We start from the raw sequence: 23384 nt of genomic DNA on the forward strand, positions 1-23384 counted from the left end.
ATTTCATAAACCATCCTAATTTTTCAAACTGAATAATTCTTATTGTGACGGCAGATCGCCGTCACCCAGAGGCTCACCTCTGGGGAAAAATGGATAAAAAGCAGAGCTAAAATATTAATGTTGTTGGCGGCGAAAATAGATAGCACCCACCAATGCTGCGATCGATAACACTGTTCCTACAGCTAACGTTACAATATCACCAGCACCACCACCTTGAAGCTCCCAACCACTCGTAGTTTCAGCGATACCAACACTGGGTATAACAAATTGAATAAATTTCCATATAACGGTCGTGCCAAACCACCAAAACTCAACTACTGCCAATGCCGCTGGTACAAGAAAAGCCCATAACATAGGTATTTTGTTGGCTCTTGACGACACCAGCAATAACCAGGCTGGCAGCGGCAAGCTCACCAGCCAAACTTCCATCAGCACCAGCAATTGAGTTTGCACTGTCTCCAGCAAAGAGAAATCCCTGGTCAATTTCAGTCCTTCATTAGGTAACTGCGTGACACTCCACACTAATACCCACTGAGGAATCAGACTGGCCAGCCAAAAGACCAAGCTAGTAAGAATCCAAGCCGAGATCAGCTTCGCCAATACAACTTGCCATTCAGGTACAGGCATGGATTGCCAGAAAAGAATGCTGCGATCACGTCGCTCTCGATAAAGCGCATCCAACAGATACAGAGTCGCAACCAACAACCAAAGCACTAAGAATGCACAAAATACAAAGTGAGCAACGACATTGAGAGATAGATTTTTTGGCTCATTTTCCTCTTCAGAGAAAAACTGCTCGATCACAGCCTGACTTAAGCCTTGCTCTTGTCCGGAGTTGAGCCAACGTTGATGGAAGTCCCAGCGATCTTCACTAAGCTGCTCGGCTGGCAGTTCATGCATGTTAAGACCAGGACCAATTTCGGATTCTGGCCCCATCATGTGATCGATGGTGTCTTTATCATCGCCCATGTCAATAATCACTGTGCCTTCGAAATCTTCGACCCATAGTTGCCACTGGCTAGCAACAAATGCACTCGGCAGCAACGCCAACGCGGCAAGAATCAAAGGAATCCACAGGTATTCTGCGCGACGCTCCCATATTTCACGACGAATCAGTATCGACATCATGCGTGCTTATCCTCCTGCATCAGAGCAACAAACACATCGCTCAGACTCGCCATACTCACCTCGCCAAGTTGCTGCATTTGCTGTTCATTACCCTCTTTAATCAGTAACCGCGATGCACCCAAAAGCGTTTGCTCAGCCATCGGCTGTAACAACCGCGCATTAGCCAACTGATCGGGCTTCACCGTGAGCTGGCGAAACTGTGATTGCAAATCTTCCATGGATGATTGCAATATCAGCTCACCACGACGAATGAATGCGGCATGAGTGAGAATGTCTTCAACCTCGTCGACCTGGTGAGTGGTAATAATGATGGTGCGTTCTTGGTCGTAATAGTCTTCAAGCAGTCGTTGATAAAACTGACGTCGATACAAGATATCCAAACCTAAGGTTGGTTCATCCAACACCAGTAACTTTGCATCAATCGCCATGACTAGCGCTAAATGCACTTGTGTCACCATGCCTTTACTGAGCTGAGATATTTTTTTTGCCATAGGCACGTCGGTTGACGCTAACAATTCACGCGCTTTTTCAATATCAAAGCGTGGATGCACACCTTGCATATAGACCAGCAGTTTTTCCACACTAATCCAGCGCGGCAGGATTGCGGTATCAGGGATATAAGCCAACTCCTGCAACATCTTTTGACGCTGAGCCCAAGGCGATTGCCCCAACACCGTCAGCTCACCTTGGGCCTGGGTAAGACCAAGCAAACAACGTAACAAGGTGGTCTTACCTGCACCGTTTGGCCCGACCAACCCTAGGATTTGACCTGCTTCAACCGTTAGGTCAATACCGTTCAGCACAGGGGTTTTTGCATACGATTTTTTGAGCTGAGTCGCTTGAATCAATGCGCTCATGATTGATTATCCTTATAAGTCTGAATGGCATTGATAACCATATCTGGATCTATGCCCAGTTGCGCCATGCGTTCGAGCAGCGCCGGCAGCTCTTGCTGCAAAAACTGATCAAGCTGTTCACGCTGTAAACTTTCACGTGCCCCAGTCGCCACAAACATTCCTAGGCCGCGTCGTTTCTCCAATAAGCCTTGGGAAACCAATTCTTGATAGGCTTTACTAACGGTTAAGTGATTAATTTGATAGTCGCTGGCAAGGCCACGAACAGACGGAATGGACTCACCTTCTGGTAAGGAACCATCCAGAATCAAATTCATAATGCGAGCTTCTATTTGACGATAAATCGGCTCTTTATCGTTCCATTCGGTCACGATTCGTCACCTTCCAGAGCACTGACATCTCCTGAGCCAATCTGACTAACACTCACAGCATTGGGCGTCCCGCCGTATTTCACATCACCACTACCCAGTACAGTGGCCGAAATGGATTCATCAACGGTGATAAAAATGTCGCCAGATCCAAGTATTTTCACAGACGCACTCACAGCATGAAGCTGTGTTGCATCAATATCGCCACTACCCATCAAACTGATTTCAACGCTGTCGGCGGAGCTGGTATCTATGATATCCAGATCTCCACTGCCGGCACTGTTGATGGATACGTCTTTGGCCATTAATTTAGCCAACCAAATATCCGATGACCCCATGCTGGCAATCGATAGACGATCTGCAGACCAAAGCACCGCTTCAAGATCACCATTGCCCTGCATAGCGATGCTGATATTTTGGGCTCGCACACTACTCATGTGCGCATCACCACTGCCACTATTGTTGTAGGTAAAATCTTGCAGCTGCATATCCCCCAGATACACAGTGCCCGAGCCTTTCGACGTGAGTACTCGTAGCTGCGGCAATTGGATTTTCACCTTGATACTTTCACTATCGACCATATTGAGCCAGCGATCGTCCACCTTCCATGCAATCAGCAATCGTTTGCCATGCTGTTGCATGACCAAATTATTACGCAGCAAACGCGGAGTATTGACCCAGACACTGGCTTGATCTGCTTGCTGAACTTCTACCGTGACGGGCGCTTTGATTTCGATCTCATCAAAGACGCCGTCGATATTCACTTCATAGACAGCGCGATCATCTGACCAGGCCACACTGGCCAACGCCAAAACCATCAAACACAACCATTGCATTGCTGCTTTACTCCTTAATTTGTCAGCAGCAGACCAAGTCTGGCCTTACCACTGATGAGCTCGCTATACCCTGACAAGCAACATTTCTTCTGATCAACGCTTTGAATACTTAGCAGTGAGATCAAACGATGGGCGCCACACTAAGACCTATGGTCACGAGCAAAACGGCGCCAAATGCTAACTCAATCATTGTTTTCATCATTCTATCCTCCAGACCCCTTCAGGTCATCTACTGATTAGGTGTTGTCGTGCACCGGTGTTATACGCAACTATAACACTACATCTCTAGATGACCAGAAACTTTTTCAGATTTTTCCTCAAAGGCAATGCTCTCAGCACAGCAAATACCGTTCAATGCCGCATGATTACTGGGTTTCTTGATAAAGAAGATTTTCTAAAAAAATTATCCTTGTCTTTCAAGATAACGGTATAAGCCCAGGGTTGGGTGTTATAGGGGTGCTATAACACCCCCAATTGAGGTCGTTTCAATACCCTCTGTGAGCAGCAGAAAGATGCTGATACCCTTGTTTTATCTTCAGCACACGGCTTCAACATGACGACATCTGCGACCGAACACCCTCCACTGGCTCTGATTGACCATATGGAGCACATTGGCAACCCATTGAGTTATGTCCGCCAGCGACTGCAAGGCATGGACTGCTTGGCAGATACTGCCGCCAGCCACGATGATTTTTTGCATTCCATGCAGTTTTTGATGAGTTACAACGGCAGCACCGCCACTTACAACAGCTATCGCCGCGAAATTGAAAGGCTGCTGCAATGGGCTTGGTTTGTGCAAAAAGCCAATTTGCCACAGCTAACGCGCCAGCACCTGGAAGACTACATTCACTTTTGCCAATCCCCTCCCCCAGCTTGGATTGGCCTTAAACAGGTGGCACGCTTTAAGTCTCGTCAAGGTCAGCGGGTGATGAACCCTGACTGGCGCCCCTTTGTTAGCCAGGCCGATAAACTCACCGGTGAGCACCCGCAGCAGTTCGCACTGTCACAAAAGAGCCTGCAAAGTGTTTTTTCTGTGTTATCGACCTATTTCAACTATCTGTTGCAAGAAGACTATCTGCATATCAACCCCATCAGCTTGATCCGACAAAAAAGCAAGTTTATTCAGCGTCACGCTTATAAAGAGCCAATTCGACGCATCTCCAATTTGCAGTGGGACTTTGTATTAGAAACCGTTGAGCAATTGGCGACAGATAACCCGAAAGAACATGAGCGCTCTTTGTTTGTTATGCATTGCCTATACGGCATGTATTTGCGCATATCCGAGCTGGTCGCCGATGAGCGCTCAACCCCCACCATGGGCGATTTTCACGCCGATCTAGACGGCAATTGGTGGCTGCGTGTCGTCGGTAAGGGCAACAAAGCACGACTGATCACAGTATCTGACGATATGCTGGCGTCACTGCAGCGCTACCGCTTGTATCTCGGCCTACCTAGCCTTCCCCATGCGGGTGAGCAAACGCCGCTGGTGGCTAAATTACGGGGCCGAGGACCTGTCACCAGCACACGTCAAATTCGTAATCTGGTGCAGTTTTGTTTCGACAGCGCTTATGAGCGCATGCGGCAACAAGGGCTATCAGAAGAAGCCAACGAACTGCGGGTAGCAACCGTGCACTGGCTTAGACACACAGGCATATCGGAAGATGTGCGCGTGCGCCCGAAGGAGCACGTTAAGGAAGATGCCGGCCACGCCAGCATGGCCACCACAGATCGCTATATCGACACCGAGCTGCGAGAGCGCCATGCCAGCGCACGCCATAAACGCTTACGACCAGATTATTAACCGCACAAAAAGGAGGCTAAGCCTCCTTTTTCAAACCCATGCAATTGGCACATCAGGCTTTAGTGCATATATTGACCACCATTGGCGGATATATTGGCACCGGTAATAAAGCCTGCATCATCGGCCGCCAAGAAGGACACTACGCGGGCGATTTCAGACGGCTCACCAAAGCGTTTTACCGGAATAGTTTCACGAATTTGCTCACGAATTTCTTCCGGCACATCCATAATCATGCTGGTGGCAATATAGCCCGGCGATACGGTATTAACGGTAATGCCTTTACCCGCCACTTCCTGTGCAACCGCCTTAGTAAAGCCATACATACCCGCTTTGGCCGCTGAGTAGTTGGCCTGGCCAAACTGACCTTTTTCACCATTGATGGAAGAAATATTGACGATGCGGCCCCACTTCTTCTCCAGCATGTCATTGATCACCAAGCGGGTCAGGTAAAATACCGACGTCAGGTTGGTTTCTATCACGTCATGCCATTGCTCAGGTGACATACGCTTGAGAGTGGTGTCACGAGTAATGCCGCCGTTATTGACTAGCACATCGATGCTACCGAAGTCTTTGCGAATACCGTCGATACAAGCTTGGCAGGAATCCCAGTCGCGAATGTTGCCAAACGCCACCGACATATCCAGCCCTTGCGCGCGCATTTCTTCTTGCCAGGCATTGGCTTTGTCGTGATTACCGCCGTGAAAATAGCCCGCTATGACCTTGTAGCCGTCTTCCGCTAGCCTTTTGCAAATTTCACTGCCGATACCACCAGTACCGCCTGTTACGAACGCAATACGTTTAGTCATGCTCTACTCCATCAGTGCTGCTTTAGAAAATGTATGCGCTGACTCGCTATCGCACGTTAGATAAACAAGTGCAGCGTTTGTCGATTTGGCCCGTCCAGCCATCGGACTCAGACATAGCCTCCAACGTATGCATGACACTAATATGAAGGCAGGCTCAGCCCTAACCGGAAGTCGCAACAGACAGCACTAATTCATTAGCGCACCCGTTAAAGGCAAGATTGTTCAATCAGACTCGCTGACTGACAGGCGACAGACAAAGTAGCGACATACCCGTATTGCCCGACTGCTGGTATAATTTTGCGCCCAATTTCAGCAACGACACGCGCCAATGAATTTTGTAGTAAAACTATTCCCTGAGATCACCATTAAATCTCGCTCTGTGCGCAAGCAAATGACCAAGATCCTGCGCGCCAATTTGCGCAACCAGTTCAAGCGTCATGAGATCTCAGCAGATGTGCAAAATCGTTGGGACAGCCTAGTGGTGGTGGTGAATGAAAAACATCACGACGATGACGCTGTACGCCGTCATTGTGTGCGCATCTTGACGCATACCCCAGGCATTGGCGCAGCGCTGGAAGTAACCGAACACCCGTTCGAAGGTTTGCCCCAAGCGTTTGAACTGATTCGCGATGCCTATCGTGACAGCGTGGCCGGCAAGTCGTTCTGTGTTCGCATTAAACGCGCAGGTCAGCATGACTTCACCAGCCATCAGGCTGAGATCTATATTGGCGGCGGCATTCTAAAAGAAACCGACGCCCGTGAAGTGTCACTGAAACAGCCAGAGGTGGTGGTGCGTGCTGAAATTCGCAACCAGACCTTACAAATTGTTGGCCATGAAATGCGTGGCCTGGGTGGCTTCCCACTGGGTAGCCAGGGGGAAGTCATCTCGCTGATTTCAGGTGGCTTTGATTCCACCGTGTCCAGCTATTTGATGAACCGTCGCGGCCTGAAAACACATTTCTTGTTTTTTAACCTCGGCGGCAGCGCACACGAAATTGGCGTTAAGCAAGTGTCGCACTATTTGTGGTCCAGCTACGGCGAAAGCCACCGGGTTAAATTTATTACCGTGCCGTTTGAAAACGTGGTGAGCGAAATTCTGCAGCAAGTCGAAACCAGCCAGATGGGCGTGGTGTTAAAACGCATGATGCTGCGCGCAGCCTCTCAAGTGGCTTATAAGCTGCGCGTACCCGCTCTGGTCACGGGCGAGGCGGTAGCGCAAGTAGCCAGCCAGACCATTACCAATCTAGCGGTCATTGATAAAGCCTGTGATCATATGGTGCTGCGCCCGCTAGCGGCCATGGATAAACAAGACATTATCAATATTTCCCGTCGTATCGGCGCCGAAGCCTTTGCTGCTCGTATGCCTGAATATTGTGGTGTGATTTCGATTAACCCGACCACAGTAGGCGACCGCCAGCTGGTCGAACAAGCCGAGCAAGCCTTTGATATGCAAGTATTAAACGACGCTATCAAAGCAGCCAAAGTCGAGCGTATCGATGAGGTATTAAGCGGTGAAGACAGTGGCTTGGACTCAGTGAGCTTGGTAAATACGCCGGCCTTGACGGATGTGGTGATTGATATTCGCCACCCTCATGAGTGCGCCGACACGCCACTGCATTTGACCAACAATAGCGTCATCAGCATTCCATTTTATGAGCTGGATTCGCGTCTGGCTGAACTGCCAGAAGCGCAGCGCTACTTGCTCTATTGCCAGCAAGGCACCATGAGTAAGATCCACGCCCATCATCTCAATCAAGCCGGTGAAGAGCGCTTTGCGGTATTGGTAGACGGACACTAACGGGTTAAACACAGAAACAAAAAGCCGCTCGTTGAGCCGCCCGTAAAACAGGCGGCTGCACTTGCCTCTTAGCCCTAGCGCATCAGCTCATCGTAGCGACCATTCTCTTTCAACGCCTTAACGCCTTTATTGAAGGTATCCGCTAGCTGTCTGCCACGATCACTTTTGGTAAACAGCATAAACATCTCACCAGATGACAACTCCTTGGGATGCTGTTTCAGATTGGCCGCGGTGGCCGCTGGCAGGTTCTTTTTAATCAAATATTTGCCCACATTCATACCAATGGGGAAAACATCAATGCGGCCTGCTGCCAGCTTTTTAAAGTTGGTAATATCGTCTTTGGCCTTATCTAGCTCGACGCCCTCGCCTTCCAGCACGTCTACATGGGAGTAGCCAATGGTACCACCCACCTTGTACTTTTTAAGATCATCGAAGCTGGCCCAGTCAAAGCCTTTATCGGCGCGGTAAAAGAACACCTCTTTTTCTTCCATCAAAGGCTCTTCGGCGATGGTCATTTCCTGTTTGCGTTGCTCGTTTGAGTACCAGGGAAAGGTGCCATCCACCTTGCCTTCCTGGGTCGCCACATAAGCACGCTTCCAGGGCATAAAGTCAAACTGCACCGTAACCCCCTGAGTGGCAAACGCCTCTTTGACGATGTCTTGGGAAATCTGCGATTCTGGGTCCTTTGACGAGGTGAAGGGCTCCCAGTCACCGATTGCCAGGGTCACGGTTTCTGCCGTGGCCAGGCAACTGACACACGCCATCAAAATTGCAAGTACGAACTTCATAATCTGGTCCTCATTTCTGGGTGCCTTAAGCTTAGCAGGCAACTGAAAAAGCAGCGCCAGAATTGCTTGGCAGCAGACCAGCATTCAGCTCAGCACACAGGGCTGCTATCATGCGGACCTTTGTTTCTTGCACAGGCAGCATCATGGCCCGAATCATTAGCTTTAATATCAATGGCATCCGTGCCCGTCAGCACCAGCTCGAAGCCTTGCGCGACCAGTACGATGCCGACATCATCGGCCTGCAGGAAACCAAGGTGCACGATGAACAGTTCCCGCTCAGCGATGTGGAATCTCTGGGCTATCACGTCGAGTACTTTGGTCAAAAGAGCCACTACGGGGTGGCCTTGCTATCAAAGCAGGCACCAGTTTTTGTGCAAAAGGGCTGGCCTTGGGACGATGAAGACGCTCAAAAGCGCATTATTCATGCCCGCTATGAGATCGACGGCCGCAGCATTGATGTGATTAATGGCTACTTCCCGCAAGGCGAAAGCCAGGATCACGAGATTAAGTTTCCAGCCAAGCGCCAGTTCTATGCGGATCTGATGCGTTACCTGGATGAGCACTTTACGCCTGAATCGAATCTGGTGGTGATGGGCGATATGAATATCTCACCACAAGACATCGATATCGGTATCGGTGAGCCGAATCGTAAGCGCTGGCTAAAAACCGGTAAGTGCAGCTTCTTACCTGAAGAGCGCGAGTGGTATGAGCGTTTACTGGCCTGGGGGCTCAGTGACAGCTATCGTCATTTCCAGCCGCAAAGCAGCGAGTTGTTTAGCTGGTTTGACTATCGCTCCAAGGGTTTTAATGATGAACCTAAGCGCGGCCTGCGCATCGACCATATCTTATTAACCCAGCCATTACTTGAGCGCTGCCAGGATGCTGGCATTGCTTATGATATTCGCGCAATGGAAAAGCCCTCTGACCATGCACCGATTTGGGCGGATATTTAAGCTGCTAGACGCTTTGGCTAGCGTAGGGCTCAGAGCTGAAGCTCTGAGCCCTGGAATGGCTGTCCCGCTATAGCTCCTGAATCATGGAGCCGATAATAAGCCAAACGTATTCAGCAAACGTTCTCCCACATCTACTAGGTAGTCTTTCCCATAACATCCATCTTCCAGGTCCTGATATAAGAAACTGGGCAAATCCTGCTCGTATTCGTTAGATAAACTGGCGATACCCAGTGCACAAGCCGCCACGGTATCCACATCTCCGCCAAACCCCACCGACTGAATTAACACGTCAGACAAGCTCGTTGCGTTTTCTAATACCGTTAGTACGGCATTGACCGTTTCTATCGCATCGCAGGCTACTTCGGCACACCATCGACTATCCCAACGATAATCCGAATAAGCGCAAACAAAATCGAATAACTGATGACGCCGTCCGACCTTATGCAAAAAGAAATGGCTCGCGAGAGCAATGGCTTGGGACGATTGAATGCCAGCAGAGTTATTATGAGTAACCGACGCTTGAATGGCTGACTTTTTTAACAACTCCCTCACATCGGCGATCACACCCAATGGCACCGATCTCATCGCCGCACCATTGGCGGTACTTCGAGCAATCACTTTATCTAGGAAATCCAAGCCATTCTCGGACATATCCAATAGTCGATACATATTCTTAGAATAGCCGAGCCGCTTATCTCGCTTAAAACAACAAACAAAAGCCTCAGCAATAGTGGTTTGATTCCACTCTTGCTGGTCAAGCAGCAACTCTGCAATAGCCAACGACATTTGTGTATCGTCGGTATAGTGGCCTGGTTCAATGCCAAGGCCATGCTGTTGATAAGCCGTCAGGTTATTATGGTTGAGGATTTTTTCTTGCGGTGCAAATTCAAAGCCTGCGCCATAGGCATCACCCATGCCAATTGCTAGTAACAAGTTATTCTCCCGGCCTATATTTAGGGAAAGCCATGCTACGCTAATCATGGAGAAATCGCACCGAACTTTCCAGATGAAGAGCGAACCTCGATTATATGATATAAGACCGACCAGTTAATGATACCCTGCGCTAACCGTTCATGGTCTTAAAAGTTCAAGGTCGCCAAGGAAAGCTGATGCTGTATTTAATCGTCGCCTTAACCGTTGCCTTAGTCGCCTACGTCCATATCAGCCAACTTTTGCATCACAAGCAGTTAAAGCATATTGCAGGTGAGCGTGGCGATGCTGATATCTGCCGCTATGCACGGTCTTTTGACTACCGCAACACCAATACTCTCATCATGCATGAAGTATGGAACCAGCTACAGATCGAACTTGACTACAGTCCGTATAAGCCTTTCCCAATAGAATCACAGGATCGATTAAAAGAGACCTATGGGCTGGATGGGGACGATATTGATGAGGTGTATTGGGCCGTTGCTGATCGTTTAGGCATTGATACCGAAAACGCCGACAACAACCCCTATTTTAACCAGGTCACGACGGTGAAGGACCTAGTATTGTTTCTTCATCACCAGCCCAAAACCGCGCAGGCATCTCACCAGAAGTAATCATTGCCCTATCGTCATAGGAAGCACATGGCCAACTGGTGTCAGTTACTGATGTGCTTTCGCAAAGCTGCCCGGCTCAATATCAAACTCATCCAAACTGTCGATATATTCCAGCCATTGCTTGGCAGTCGCTGCGGTCGCTGGCAAGGTCAAGGCTTGGCGAAAAAAACCGCTGGCGGTATCCGCCTGACCCGACTGAAAGGCGGCATTGCCTGCTAACAATAATAATTGTGCGCGGGTTTTATCGCTGACGGTCTTTTTTAATGCCATTTGAGCGTTGTTAATCACAGACCCATAGTCGTTATCCTGCATTGCCAACAATGCAGCACGATACAAGAGCTCACCATCATCCATGCCTTTACTGGCGTGTTGCAGGGCTAAAATGGCCTGCTGGCGCTGTCGCCCCTGCTGCCAAGCCAGGGCCAATAAACGCCATTGACGCTCTGTTTTTTCAATATTGCCTTGCTCAATAGCACGGGCCAATACCCGCCCACCTCGTTCTGGCAAGCCTTGGTTGATCAGCATTTGCACCAGCAGCAACTGACTTTGACTTTGCTGCAAATAACCACCAGCGTACGCGGTCTCCAATACCGTTAGCGCCTTTCTTTCTTGCCCTAATTGCTGATAAATAGCCGCCTGCTGCTGCCAATAACTTTCTTTTTCAGGCGCTAAAGACAGCAACACATCCAGCGTCTTAATGGCATCAGGCCACAGATTTTCACGATATTGAGCCACCATCAACATGCGCCACCAATTTTCTTGTGCGGCTTTGCCTGCTTGGCGCTGACGTTCGATGGCCTGCTGAATCCAACCAATAGAAGGCTGATAGTTTTGCTGCAGCTGATAGGCGGTGGCCAAGGTAATCATCGCCATGGGTTGCACCCAAGCCGTGTCCTTGCCGGTTTTTTTCTGTTCATTTTGCTCAGCAGCAAGTAATTTGGGCAAGCGTTTTTTTAACGTCGATACAGCACGATCGTATTGCTGCTGCGCCAAATACAGCTGCGCCACATTGGTGGCCATGCCCGCCTCTTGGGAAGGCGCAAAAGCATCCAGCGCTAAGGCTTGTTCAAACTCTTGAATGGCCTTGGCATTGTCGTCCCGTGATAACCAATACTGCCCAGACAGTTGCAGCGCTAAGGCTTTACCAAACCCCGGGGTCAGTTCTTGCAGCAGCTCATCCAGCTGCTCGCGTGCTTGCGGCCAGTCTTCGTCCGCCAGCATGGTTTGAATATCGTTCAGCTGCTCGTAGGTGGACGGTGACAAGGTGTTGTTCGCCTGCGCCCATGGAGCAAGAGGGGCAAGCAATGCGGCACTAAAGAGCCAGGGCATTAATAGGCGTCGCATCAGCTGTCTCCCAGTTTAAATTCAATGGTCTGGGTCGCGGTTTGCGCGACCGGCTGATTGTCGACCATTTTGGGTTTGAATTTATAGCGATACAGCGCCATTACCGCCTCACGTTCAAATACACCGGGCGGATTGGAATCAATGACTTCAACATCATCAACACTGCCCTCTGGAGTAATCGACAAGCGTGCGGTGACATAACCTTCTTGGCGCGCGCGCAATGCCCTTCTTGGGTATTGAGGTTGCACCTTGACCAGTGGCAGCACTTCACTGTCGCCCATGCCCATCCCCACTAGGGCATCGCCCAAAAAGGATTGATTGCTAACCGATAAATCGGCACTGACATCGGGTATGTCAATTTGCAGTGTTTGCACCTGAGTACTTTGCTGCGCCACAGCCAACTCCGGCATGGCGGGCTGTTGGGGTTTGGGCGGTTGTTTTTTACGCCGCTCTTTTAGCTGGGTTTCGCTGTTTTCTTTTAACCGAACAAAATCCACCACTGCGCGTTCAGAAGCGGTTTGGCGCAGCTCAGCAGGCCCGGACACCATATGGTGCATGGCATAAAACAGCACCAGCGTCACCCCAGACGCCACCAGTGCGGCCAGCAATAATCGCATCAGTCGGTGCCCTCGGCGGAAATCGAAATATCTTCCACTCCGGCTAAGCGAATTTGGTCCATCACCTTCACCAACATGCCGGTGGCTGAATGCTGATCGGCCTGAATAATAACCGCCCCTTCCGGGTTTTCTGCTTTCATGCGTTCAATATTGGGTCGCACCGCTCGGACGTCGACGGCGCGGCGATCGATCCATATTTCGCCATTCGCACGAATCGCCACCAATATATTGCTGCCTTTTTTCTGCTCTGCCGTTTGCGCACTGGGGCGCGATACCGTCACGCCGCTTTCTTTTACGAACGACGTGGTGACAATAAAAAAGATCAACATGATGAACACGATATCGAGCATCGGTGTGATATCGATATCACTGGCATCACTGTCGTTGTCGGTATGCCTGCGTGCCATAATTAATCCGCACCTAATAAATCGGTTAGTTGTTGAATGCCCCGAGCACTAAGCCTTGAAAAACGGGCACGAAAATACAGACCGGTCAACGCCACCACCAGGCCTGCCATGGTCGGAATGGTGGCCTGAGAAATGCCCGACGCCATCGCCCTGGCGTTGCCCGTGCCAGTGACCGCCAGCACATCAAACACACTGACCATGCCCGTTACCGTGCCCAATAGACCAAGCAAAGGGCAAATGGCAATCAAGGTAGCGATGGAAGATAAAAACATCTGTGCTCGCTGACGCTGGCGACTGATGATGGCGGCGCGTATTTTGCGCGCCGTCCAACTGTCATAGTCGCTGCGCTGATGCCACTGCTGTGCTAAGGCCCGGTTACTGCGCGGCAGGTCGCGGTAGAAAAACCACAAACGCTCCAAAATCAGACTCCACAGCAGTAAACAGGCGGCCAGAATGCCGTACAGTACTGGACCACCCTGAATAAAGAAGTCCTGCAGCCATTGCATTAGCTACGCCCCTGACGTTCCAGTACTTCGGCAATTAAACCAGCTGATTGTTCGTCCAATACCTGAATCAGGTATTTGCTGCGGGATGCCACCCAGTTATGGGCCAACAGCAAAGGAATGGCGACAATCAAACCCAACACCGTAGTAATCAGCGCCTGGGAAATACCCGCTGCCATCAGCTTAGGATCTCCGGTGCCAAAGTTGGTAATAGCCTGGAAAGTCGCGATCATACCGGTGACGGTACCGAGCAAACCCAACAGCGGCGCTATACCGGCAAACAATTTAATAATGGATTGACCGCGCTCCAACGCGGGCAGTTCACGCAATACGGCTTCATCCATGCGTGCCTCCAGCACCTCGCTGTCCACCCCGTTGGGCAGGTTGCTGTGGACCGCCAAAATACGACCCAATGGATTATCATCACTCGGCGTCGACAGACTTTTTTGCTGACGCGACAGTTTTGCACCAATGCTGGTCAGAGCTATTAAACGCCACAGTGCCAATAACAAACCGATCACACCGACCGCCAAAATGATGTATCCGACCTCGGCACCTTGTTCAATGCGCTCGATTAAATCGGGCGTATCCAAGCTCAGGTTCAGCAAAGCACCACGACTGGGGTCCAATGCCAAAGCCGCTACGCCACTTGTGTTGGATAAATAATCACTTAATTGGGCCGATGATTGCGGCTGGCGGCCCAATTCACGCAGCTGTTTTAACTCGCTGTCGAAGGCTAAATAGCCCTCTGGGGTGATGGCATTAAAAGCACCGATGCGCACCACCTGTTGCTCAGCAGAGCTGCCGTCGGTGGTAATTACCGAAGCATTAAAACGGCTGATTTGACCGTTTAACACCATTTCCTCTAATAAGGTGTGCCACAACTGTTCTAATTGCACCAAATCAGGCAATTCTTTTGATTGCGCTAAAGTCGCCAAGTCGGCTTGACGGGTTGGCTTTTCAATTAATGTCAGGCTGTCGTTTAGTACGCCATCAAGATCACCGGCGACCTGACGTACCACACCAAACATCTCACCCAGGTTGCCCACCTGCATACGCAGGTCTTCTTCCTTTTCGACCAAGGCGACTTCGTTATCATCAAATGCTTGCTTTAATAGATCCGCCCGGCGCCGCTCGGCAGCGAGCTTAGCTTTAGCCTGTTGCAGCAAGGTCTGCTGCTGGGCCAAATTGCGGCGAAATTCAGCTTCACGCTGCTTATCTAATGTGGCCTCACCACTTTGATACGATGACGTTCGATCCAGTAATTGCTTTAACTGGGCGTCATCAGCACTGGCCGATAGCGCTATGGTGACAGCGGCCAGCGCCAGCAAAGTGTGCTTAATCATGCGCATTAGGCACCTCCGTTAACAGTAGGCAGTGGCAAGGTCAGCAACTGGGGTGCCGCGGTCTGTCTGGCGACTTTTAACGCCTGATTCAAATCACGCACATAGCCTGGATCGAGTGGCAGCCACTTATCTTGCTGACGTGACCACAGCCAGGCTTGCTGACCGTCATTAGACAGGCGATATAACGCGACGCGACCGATGCGCAAAAAATCGTAGCTAACGTCCTGCTCACTGGCACGATAGGCTTCAATATTACGACCGTAATCGACCTCAACCTGATAAGCCTCTAATACCCGGCGGAATTTCTCCGATACCGTCACATCGGCGCGCGTCATCATATCGCGCAGCAAGGCAATGCGGGTCGCACGTTCATTGGGCAAAAACGGCGTATCAAGGGAAACAAATTCATCCAGCGAATCCAACATGCGCGACATCAAGGGCAAAATTCCGCGCTCGGTTCGTTCAATTTCGCCAATTTGGCGGTCAAGGGATTGCAGCTCTTGTTGCTGATTATCAACAATTTGCTGCATCTGAGCGTTATACAGCGCCAACTGCTCAGTTTCGGCAATAATCTGGCGATATTGCTGTAATAAATCCTGACGGCTGTCATCGAGTTGATCGATTTTTTTCTGACTGCGGGCACCCGCTTGCTCACTGTTGGCCACCTGCTGCTTGGCCTGGCGCAAATCCGTGCTGTCCTCAGCGACTGCGCCCGACACCAGCAGGGCCAGCGCCGGCGCCATAAATAACGATGCCTTCATAGGAAAAGGTTTCCTGACTGTAGGTGAATGGCAAACATTCTATAATCTGAATGTGAATCCTGACTGAACTGATGGCGCCAGCCAGTAATAAAAACGGCGCCGATTATGGCGCCGCTGACCGGTAATGACAAGTTCTTGAGAATCGTTAGCAACTAGCGTGATAGAACATTGAATCTCGCCAGCCGCCGCTCCACTCCTCTCTTTATCCTCTTAAGAACCTTTAAATCTTATGCAATAAACAGCGAAATTAATAATCCTCAACCTCAAGACCCAAAGCCTTAGCAATATGCTCACTACCACGTGGAGCAACCACCGCCTTGCTACCCTCTTGACCCTGCAAATACGTGTCGGCTACCCGCAGCAAATCATCCCAACGTACTGCCAGCACCTGCTCACGATAGGCTTGTCGCAACGCCTGACTACGCCCAGTGCGGTCCTGATGGTAACTTTGTTTGGCTTCACCGGCAGGCGATCCTGGGCGATCCATTGAGCTGATCACACCTAAAATAGCCTGCTCAACCAAAGATTCATCCACGGGCTGCTGTTTCAGCCAATCTGCAGCGCGCGCAAAATCATCGAAGGTGGCTTCACAACGAGGGTCGCGATAGGAATAGAATTTAAAACAGCCTTGCGCACTGTCTTGGGTGGCGCCACCGCCATAGGCACCGCCCTGCTCACGAATTGCGGTATGCAGCATATTATTGCGCAGCACACCGGCCAATACCGATAGCGCCGCGGCATCTGGATGGGTTACCGATACCGTCGGTAATGCCCAGGCACAATAATAAACCTGGGCATCCACCATCCAATATCGTGCACTATTACCATCAAACTGTACCGTTTGCTGACCGCTTAACGCCAACCCTGGCTGTTGCCAGTGCTGCTGCACTGCACTCAAGTGTTGTTGTGCGCCATTGGCATCATGAATCAGCAAAGCGTCATCGGGACGCTCGGGTAAATCGTTGCGTAATTGCTGCAACAGCTCAGAAATATCGGCACCATTGCCCTGCTTTAGCGCCTCGACTCGTTGCTTTAAGCGACGGGTTTGCGGCAGGCCGCTCAGCTCATCACTCAAACGTGACGCCAAGTTTAACGGCGCAGCGGCCAGCGACATCGCCAAGGCATGGCCATTGCCCGTGATGCCATGTTCTTTTCGGGCCTTGCTGTGCTTTAACAAATCCAGCAGCCGCTGCCCCTCATCGAGACGAGCGCTGTTCCAGGTTTCCGCCATCATATCGCTAAAGGGGGCGACCTTATCGTTTAACGCCTTACCCGTTAACACCAGATAGCTGTGCACTTCATCGGCGTTATCAACACTGGCTTTTAAGGTCGCATAAGCGCTGAGACTGCCCACCGTCGCCGTTTGCCGTTGTTGTTGCTGCAAATAGTCGTACGGACCTGCGCCGACTTCAGTCCAAGCATGGGTAAAAAATGGCAGCCAGGTGAGCTGTTCAAAATTTAATACGGGCAGGTCAGCAATCAGCTGCTGATAGACCAAACCATTGGTGCCCGTTTGATATTCGCTGACCTTTGGCCCCGGTGCATGATTAGCCGTTGGCGCAACATACGGCACCGCTGCAGGCACATCCGCCAAACCAACGGCCGGCAACAGTGACTCATCGTCTTGCTGCGCTTGGCGCTGTTTTAGCGCCTCGGCGGCGTCGATAATGGCCTGACTCTGCTGTTCATCAAGGCTCTGTTGTACACGTTGCAATTGTTGTTTTTCGTGCTCGGCAACGGCCTGATTCATCCCGGCATCCGGGGCCAAGGTGTAACGCACCCGATGACGGTTGTTGATCAGTAATTGGCGCACTCGACGGGCGATAAAATCAGGTTCAGCGACCTTTTGCTTCAGCCGTTCCAAGGCAGGATCAAGATTAATCAGGTCAGTGGGATTGCCATAATGAATAGCCGCGGGCAAAGAAGAAAAAATCAACTGCAAACCATAAGGCATATGATCGCCGCCAATTTCGCGCTGGTGCAATTCCAACTGATGCAAAGCCGCGGCGACAACATCATCGTCGACGCCCTCATCGGCAACCTGCTGCAAAACGGACAGTACCAATTGTTCAAACGCTGCGGCGTGTTCAGGCTCACTGCCTTCCAAGCCACACAAAAAACTCATTTCACGATTGGAGTCTTCCAGCCCACACAAAGGCGATGGCGCACTGCCTAAATCGGTGTTTTCTAGTGCCCGGCGAAGCGGCGAAGCGCTGTTATCGAGTAATACCTGGCTAATTAAATTGGCTTCCAGTTGAGCGTCTAAGTCAGTCGAGTCGCCTAACAGCCAGCCCAAGACATGATGGGTTTGCCCATCCAGTTCTTCGCTATCAACGCCATAATGACTTTGCACTGCACGCGGCGCGGCATAGCGTTTTTCCGCCGCAACTTGCCAGCGTTTGTCTTGCTTTTCAAAACGTCCCAACGCCAGCTGTTCAAAGCGCTGGTGCAAGTCATCGACATCAAGATCACCAAAGGTCATAAAGATGGCGTTGGAGGGGTGATAATGGCTTTTATAAAAGGCCATTAATTGCTCATAACTCAGGTCAGTAATATCGGCTGGCTCACCACCACTGTTGTAGTGATAGGTGGTGGTCGGAAATAGCTCAGCGCTAATGCCTTGCCACAACTGTGACACCGGCGATGACATAGCGCCTTTCATTTCATTAAACACCACGCCTTTATACATCAGTTCAGACTGTGCATTGCCCGCTTCAGAAAATTCCAACCGATGGCCTTCCTGAGCAAAATCTAATGGGTCTAAGCGCGAGAAAAACACCGCATCCATATAGACGTCTAACAAGTTAAAGAAGTCTTTGTCATTTTGTGAAGCAAAGGGATAAGCCGTCCAGTCACTGCTGGTCATGGCGTTCATAAAGGTATTGAGGGAGCGCCTAGTCATCATAAAAAACGGATCGCGCACCGGATAACGTTCGCTGCCACACAATACGGTGTGCTCAAGAATATGCGCCACCCCAGTGGAATCCATCGGCATAGTGCGCACAGCCACACAGAAGGCTTTTTCGTCATGATCGCAGCGCAAGTGGAAATGTTCTGCTCCAGTCACTTTGTGACGATAGTGCTCAACACACAGATTTAACGATGCAACAGGCGTCGAACCGATGGATTCAAAGGCGGTGTGAGTAGACATGCAACCCCAGTTTGTAGCTCAATAAAACGTCCATGGTACCAACAGCGGCGTCGCTTCGCACCGGAGATCATATGCAAAACCCACTTTGGCACGATGAATTCCCCGTCAACGAGCAATGTATTTATCTTAACCACGCCGCCATCGCCCCTTGGCCCGTGCGTACAGAACAGGCCGTCAGCCGTTTCGCCAGTGAAAATGTCGCCTTAGGAGCCAGCCATTACCCTGAATGGATGAGTCTTGAAACCGAACTGCGCAGACGCCTGGAAGCTTTAATCGCTGCCCCTCAAGGCAGTGTTGCCTTGGTAAAAAACACCTCTGAAGCCTTGTCCTTTGTCACCAACGGCATTGAATGGCAACACGGTGATGTGGTGGTGATATCGGATCAGGAATTTCCGTCCAATCGAATCGTTTGGCAGGCGCTGGCCGATCGTGGCGTTAAGGTGGTCAGTGTCAGCTTGCCCTGGCATGACCCCGAATCTGAACTACTCGCTGCGATTGCACAGAAGCCCAAGCTGGTGTCGATCAGTGCGGTGCAATACGCCAGCGGCTTAATCATGGATGTCGCCCGCATAGGCGCGGCTTGCCGCCAGCACGGAGTCTTGTTTTGTGTTGATGCCATTCAAGCGATTGGCGCCATGCCAATCAATGTGGATGACTGGCAATGTGATTTTGCCATGGCCGATGGCCATAAATGGATGCTCGGCCCAGAGGGTTTAGGGCTGTTTTATATTCACCCTCAACGCCTTGATCAGCTCAAGGTGAGCGAATACGGCTGGCATATGATCAAAAATCCGGGCGATTTTGATCAACATGACTGGCAGTTAGCGGATGATGCCCGGCGCTTTGAATGTGGCAGCCCTAATATGCTCGCAGCAACCGCGCTGCATGCCAGCGTCGGTTTATTGTTGCAAATTGGCCTAAGGCAAATAGAAAGCGCTATTCATCAGCGCTGCATGGCCTTGGTCGATAAACTCAGATCCATCGATGCCCAGCTTATCAACCCGCTATTGGAGCAAAGGCCCAGTGGCATTATTACCTTTCATTTATGGAACTGTGACAGCGCACAGTTGTACCGCCAATTAATGCGCAGCGGCATTATTTGCGCCCATCGCGGTGGCGGTATTCGCTTCTCTCCTCATTGTCACACCCCGATAACACTGCTCGACGAGGCTTGCGAAGCGGTTGAGGGCATCAGCCAAATACTCAACTAGGGAAGTCGCTATAAAACCACTCATATGACTTTACTGACTTAGTGGCCTTAAATGGCAAAAAAAACAAGACATAATGAGACACAAAACAGGTATCGACCCAAAAAAAACCCTCCTCAAAGCGGACAGTCGGCGTTTTGCAGCCACGGACTAGCCATTTCTCGCCATCTTTCTGCTAGTTTGCGCGCCGCCGCACAATGAGGTGCGGCAAAGACGATTTTTTAAGGAAACCGAGTGAAAAAACAGCTTTTAGCACTGGCTTTTGCAGCCGGCACCGCCCTGTCTGCTCAAGCAGAGATTGTTAAATACCACGTAGATAGCGATGGGGTTCTTGCAAATGTTGAGCAGGCCTTTGGTCTATACCCAGAGAATGTTGATGGCGTCTCTGCTTGGATCGAAAGCACATGGGACCCGCAAAACTCGCAATATATACACAGATTGCATCGCTTAGTGATTGATATGAAAGATCTGGGCGACTTAGTCATTAGAGACTTTGACCCCGTATCTAACTCGGAATACGTTGGTCGAACACAAGGCTGGATATACAGAGATTTGGAAGTTCGTGCCGAGTTCGCTAGCGAAGCTGCTCCTCGCCTTACACATATTTCCATCGCCTCAATGCCAGACCCTAAGGCAAATAGCTCTGCCAATAAAATTCAGCTTGCGACGTACTACATTCAGCCCGTTGCCAAACGTGTTACACCAAACCCAGTCGTCGATACCGTCAGCACCAGCATCAATGACAAACCGCTAACCTTAAACCTCCTGGCCGAGCCACAGCAGTTTGAAACTTACAGCCTTAACTATGGCATCGAAATAAACTGGATGGGCCATGGAAGCAAATTTCATCCAATAGCAATCCCTTGGGGAAGAAGCATGGTAGGCCTTCGCTTAGAGGCCGACGGAAGCCATCCAGATTATGGGACTAACTATAAAGTAATCGTGACATTAAAAACGGCTGACGGCGCTCTTTCGAAACACGATTACAATCTTTCAAAAATGCTGGATACGTATAACCAATAACAGCCTTCAAAAATAGCAATGAGTCGGCTAACTGTTCATACAGCCAACTAACGCAATAATTATTTTAGGACCTTACAGTGAAAAAATGTTTTCTCGCGATATTCCTTATACTGAGTAGCGCATTCACACATGCAGATATTGGCAAATACGAAGCAAAGCGCACACTTACCGCCTACTTAAACTCCGACCTAAGCTCAATCCATGGCAATATCGAAAAGATCACTGCATGGGTAGAAACAGCCGACGGGTTAGAACCAGGATTTAAACTGCGTCGTTTAGCAATTGATCTGGACGCATCAGGGGATCTGGGTGACCTGATCATTAAGGACTTCGACTACATTGGCGACCATGAATACGTCGGTAGAACACAAGGTTGGATATTTAAAGATTTAGAAGTTCGCGTTAACTTTGACGATGATCCACATCTACTCCGTATAACCAACATTTCCGTTTCTGTTGTTCCTGATCATAAATCCACAACCCTGCAAGACAAGTTGCTCATAGCAGGCTATGCAGTAGGGCAGCTGCATCGTGTGAATAACAACCCTGTAGCCGATATCGCTCATTTTGACGTCAACGGCCAAAAAGTTACGATAAAGCTACTGACCCATAAGCAAACCGTCTCTAGCGGCAGCGGAATACTCGCTCATACTATTAAAGCTCATTGGATGGGACATGGGGAAATCATTACGTCGTTCCCTATGAGTCAAGACGCAATTGGTTTTAACATCGAGCCAACTACTGAACACCCTGAATATGGCCCAGACTACTCTCTGTGGCCTAAGTTTAAAGATGGTACGAGAGGTCCTGTCGGCACTAAAGGCGTCAGGCTTTCTGAAATTCTGAGACGAATCAAAGAAGCCAACTAACCAGCGAGGCCCGGTTAATTCCGGGCCTCGTTTAATCACCTTTCGAATATCACACTGACGGTTTAAAGACGACACATAGAGTGTTGAGAAAATAATGAGCGAAAACCATCAAAAGGCGTGACTTATCCAGCTGATTTGAGAAACGGTTGCCGTCATTATGTTATTGCTTTGCCCGCATATGTAAGCGCTCTCTCCCCTCACCAGATCACGACATCCCGTTAACATCACTTAGTTCAATCAAAACTACTGTTACACCATATAATACGGCCGACGCCCGCCCATGCGCAAGACATTTTGCGCCACAGAGTGGCAACACACACCTAAAAGACCAATCCAGAAGCCTTATTTTCGGTTTATTAATTTAATCTCGCGCTTTTGCCTGGGTTATTTGCTAGTTTCGCCCACACCGCACAATGAAGCGCGGTAAAAGATGATTCTTTTAAGGAGTTTATGTGAAAAAACAAATCATCGCCCTGGCATTTGCAGCCAGCACCGCCATTTCTGCACAAGCAGAAGTGATTAAATATCACTCGTCATATGCACACCCAGATGTAAAAAATGATCTTGGTTTATTCGGAATTGACCTCCGCGAGGTTGAAGGAGTAACCATTTGGGTAGAGAAGAACGACACATCGCATAACCAGAAGTACAAACTTAAGCGTTTAGAGGTCGATCTAGCACGTAACCATAACTTGATATTTAGCGATATTGATTATCCATACTCACCAACAGTAGTATCAGCAAATACATCCGCCTGGATGTTTAATGACATCCGCATGGAAGGAGAGTTTCAAGTCGATGGAAGTGATCCCCGCCTGCAATTTAAAGTATGGATTCCTCGAGACGTAGACGAATACAATAGAACTGTAGAGCTAATGGAGTTCTTTATCTCTGACTTTCAACCTCAGGGCGAAAACCCAGTTGCTGACAGGATAACAACCACAGTTAAAGACAAGAAACTAGAACTCGAGCTACTTAGCAGAGAAGAGCGAGACCCAAGAAGCGGCAGAACATACTTCGCAATCAAATCCAACTGGTTTGGCCATGGCTTGAAGGTCATTCAGCTACCTGCAGATAGGTTTCCAAATGAAGAAGCAGACATCGCCATTGGACTCGAGCTCCATAAGCGCGATGGAGATATTGATCCAGAATGGGGCCAAAACTACGACGTCTCTATCAAATTTGCCAGCAACCCTGATAACTTTCACCCAATGGGCGACCTAAAAAATCTGCTTAGCACAGCTTACAAGAACGACAACGTTCCATTCTAATTAAAAAC

Annotated in this window: 22 protein-coding genes; 8 read left to right on the plus strand and 14 right to left on the minus strand. The window is 49.8% G+C overall.

All coding sequences use genetic code 11. From position 1 onward, the window contains the following. Window positions 1-114: 114 nt before the first annotated feature. From AC55FS_RS11795 to AC55FS_RS11810, 4 genes are read right to left on the minus strand one after another with little or no spacing between them, the layout of a single operon-like run. On the minus strand, window positions 115-1128 hold the full coding sequence (locus tag AC55FS_RS11795) for an ABC transporter permease (RefSeq protein WP_496932451.1): 1014 nt from the start codon (window positions 1126-1128) through the stop codon (window positions 115-117). Continuing rightward, window positions 1125-1985 (minus strand): ABC transporter ATP-binding protein, encoded by an 861-nt coding sequence (locus AC55FS_RS11800; protein ID WP_496932452.1) that lies wholly within the window; start codon window positions 1983-1985, stop codon window positions 1125-1127. Before AC55FS_RS11800 ends, AC55FS_RS11795 begins: the two co-directional genes overlap by 4 nt. Next, window positions 1982-2353, minus strand: a complete 372-nt coding sequence (locus tag AC55FS_RS11805; protein ID WP_496932453.1) for a GntR family transcriptional regulator — start codon at window positions 2351-2353, stop codon at window positions 1982-1984. The genes AC55FS_RS11800 and AC55FS_RS11805 overlap by 4 nt, the downstream gene beginning before the upstream one ends. After that, on the minus strand, window positions 2350-3186 hold the full coding sequence (locus tag AC55FS_RS11810) for a GIN domain-containing protein (RefSeq protein ID WP_496932454.1): 837 nt from the start codon (window positions 3184-3186) through the stop codon (window positions 2350-2352). Before AC55FS_RS11810 ends, AC55FS_RS11805 begins: the two co-directional genes overlap by 4 nt. A 553-nt stretch (window positions 3187-3739) precedes the next feature. On the opposite strand from AC55FS_RS11810, the gene AC55FS_RS11815 reads away from it, so the two are divergent. After that, entirely contained in the window at window positions 3740-4987 is a 1248-nt protein-coding gene (locus AC55FS_RS11815) for a tyrosine-type recombinase/integrase (protein WP_496932455.1), read from the plus strand. Between the two features lie 59 nt (window positions 4988-5046). On the opposite strand, the gene phbB is transcribed toward AC55FS_RS11815, so the two are convergent. Beyond that, complete coding sequence (gene phbB, locus AC55FS_RS11820) at window positions 5047-5793, minus strand: acetoacetyl-CoA reductase (RefSeq protein ID WP_496932456.1); 747 nt, start codon at window positions 5791-5793, stop codon at window positions 5047-5049. A gap of 328 nt (window positions 5794-6121) precedes the next feature. Here phbB and thiI point away from each other — a divergent pair, with 328 nt between their 5' ends. After that, the gene (gene thiI / locus AC55FS_RS11825) at window positions 6122-7591 is read left to right on the plus strand and encodes a tRNA uracil 4-sulfurtransferase ThiI (protein WP_496932457.1); all 1470 of its coding nucleotides are present in this window, start codon (window positions 6122-6124) and stop codon (window positions 7589-7591) included. A gap of 74 nt (window positions 7592-7665) precedes the next feature. Here the strand turns inward: thiI and AC55FS_RS11830 are convergent, their stop codons facing one another. Further along, entirely contained in the window at window positions 7666-8379 is a 714-nt protein-coding gene (locus AC55FS_RS11830; protein ID WP_496932458.1) for a substrate-binding periplasmic protein, read from the minus strand. Between the two features lie 143 nt (window positions 8380-8522). On the opposite strand from AC55FS_RS11830, the gene xthA reads away from it, so the two are divergent. Further along, window positions 8523-9332 (plus strand): exodeoxyribonuclease III, encoded by an 810-nt coding sequence (gene xthA / locus AC55FS_RS11835; protein ID WP_496932459.1) that lies wholly within the window; start codon window positions 8523-8525, stop codon window positions 9330-9332. Between the two features lie 81 nt (window positions 9333-9413). On the opposite strand, the gene AC55FS_RS11840 is transcribed toward xthA, so the two are convergent. Next, complete coding sequence (locus tag AC55FS_RS11840; protein WP_496932460.1) at window positions 9414-10265, minus strand: ADP-ribosylglycohydrolase family protein; 852 nt, start codon at window positions 10263-10265, stop codon at window positions 9414-9416. Between the two features lie 176 nt (window positions 10266-10441). Here AC55FS_RS11840 and AC55FS_RS11845 point away from each other — a divergent pair, with 176 nt between their 5' ends. Continuing rightward, entirely contained in the window at window positions 10442-10876 is a 435-nt protein-coding gene (locus AC55FS_RS11845; protein ID WP_496932461.1) for a hypothetical protein, read from the plus strand. A gap of 45 nt (window positions 10877-10921) precedes the next feature. Here AC55FS_RS11845 and AC55FS_RS11850 read toward each other — a convergent pair whose 3' ends face one another. The 7 genes from AC55FS_RS11850 to AC55FS_RS11880 all read right to left on the minus strand — a co-directional run bounded on the left by AC55FS_RS11850 (window position 10922) and on the right by AC55FS_RS11880 (window position 19005). Further along, window positions 10922-12220: a tetratricopeptide repeat protein gene (locus AC55FS_RS11850; RefSeq protein WP_496932462.1), complete on the minus strand. Its 1299-nt coding sequence runs from the start codon at window positions 12218-12220 to the stop codon at window positions 10922-10924. Next, entirely contained in the window at window positions 12220-12837 is a 618-nt protein-coding gene (locus tag AC55FS_RS11855; protein ID WP_496932463.1) for an energy transducer TonB, read from the minus strand. The genes AC55FS_RS11850 and AC55FS_RS11855 overlap by 1 nt, the downstream gene beginning before the upstream one ends. Further along, entirely contained in the window at window positions 12837-13244 is a 408-nt protein-coding gene (locus AC55FS_RS11860) for an ExbD/TolR family protein (RefSeq protein WP_496932464.1), read from the minus strand. The genes AC55FS_RS11855 and AC55FS_RS11860 overlap by 1 nt, the downstream gene beginning before the upstream one ends. Window positions 13245-13246: 2 nt before the next feature. Further along, window positions 13247-13750 (minus strand): MotA/TolQ/ExbB proton channel family protein, encoded by a 504-nt coding sequence (locus AC55FS_RS11865; protein WP_496932465.1) that lies wholly within the window; start codon window positions 13748-13750, stop codon window positions 13247-13249. After that, window positions 13750-15099, minus strand: coding sequence for a MotA/TolQ/ExbB proton channel family protein (locus tag AC55FS_RS11870; RefSeq protein ID WP_496932466.1), 1350 nt, complete (start codon window positions 15097-15099; stop codon window positions 13750-13752). The genes AC55FS_RS11865 and AC55FS_RS11870 overlap by 1 nt, the downstream gene beginning before the upstream one ends. Continuing rightward, on the minus strand, window positions 15099-15854 hold the full coding sequence (locus AC55FS_RS11875; protein WP_496932467.1) for a DUF3450 domain-containing protein: 756 nt from the start codon (window positions 15852-15854) through the stop codon (window positions 15099-15101). Before AC55FS_RS11875 ends, AC55FS_RS11870 begins: the two co-directional genes overlap by 1 nt. A gap of 247 nt (window positions 15855-16101) precedes the next feature. After that, the gene (locus tag AC55FS_RS11880) at window positions 16102-19005 is read right to left on the minus strand and encodes an insulinase family protein (protein ID WP_496932468.1); all 2904 of its coding nucleotides are present in this window, start codon (window positions 19003-19005) and stop codon (window positions 16102-16104) included. A gap of 71 nt (window positions 19006-19076) precedes the next feature. On the opposite strand from AC55FS_RS11880, the gene AC55FS_RS11885 reads away from it, so the two are divergent. The 4 genes from AC55FS_RS11885 (at window position 19077) to AC55FS_RS11900 (ending at window position 23376) form a co-directional block, all read left to right on the plus strand. Beyond that, window positions 19077-20216: an aminotransferase class V-fold PLP-dependent enzyme gene (locus AC55FS_RS11885; protein ID WP_496932469.1), complete on the plus strand. Its 1140-nt coding sequence runs from the start codon at window positions 19077-19079 to the stop codon at window positions 20214-20216. Between the two features lie 231 nt (window positions 20217-20447). After that, window positions 20448-21236 carry a hypothetical protein gene (locus AC55FS_RS11890; protein WP_496932470.1) on the plus strand — a complete coding sequence of 263 codons (789 nt, stop codon included), beginning with the start codon at window positions 20448-20450 and terminating at the stop codon, window positions 21234-21236. A gap of 77 nt (window positions 21237-21313) precedes the next feature. After that, the gene (locus AC55FS_RS11895) at window positions 21314-22105 is read left to right on the plus strand and encodes a hypothetical protein (RefSeq protein ID WP_496932471.1); all 792 of its coding nucleotides are present in this window, start codon (window positions 21314-21316) and stop codon (window positions 22103-22105) included. Window positions 22106-22557: 452 nt separating this feature from the next. After that, window positions 22558-23376, plus strand: coding sequence for a hypothetical protein (locus AC55FS_RS11900; protein ID WP_496932472.1), 819 nt, complete (start codon window positions 22558-22560; stop codon window positions 23374-23376). Window positions 23377-23384: the final 8 nt, after the last annotated feature.

The sequence above is a fragment of the Bacterioplanes sp. CLAM21 genome (assembly GCF_059641015.1).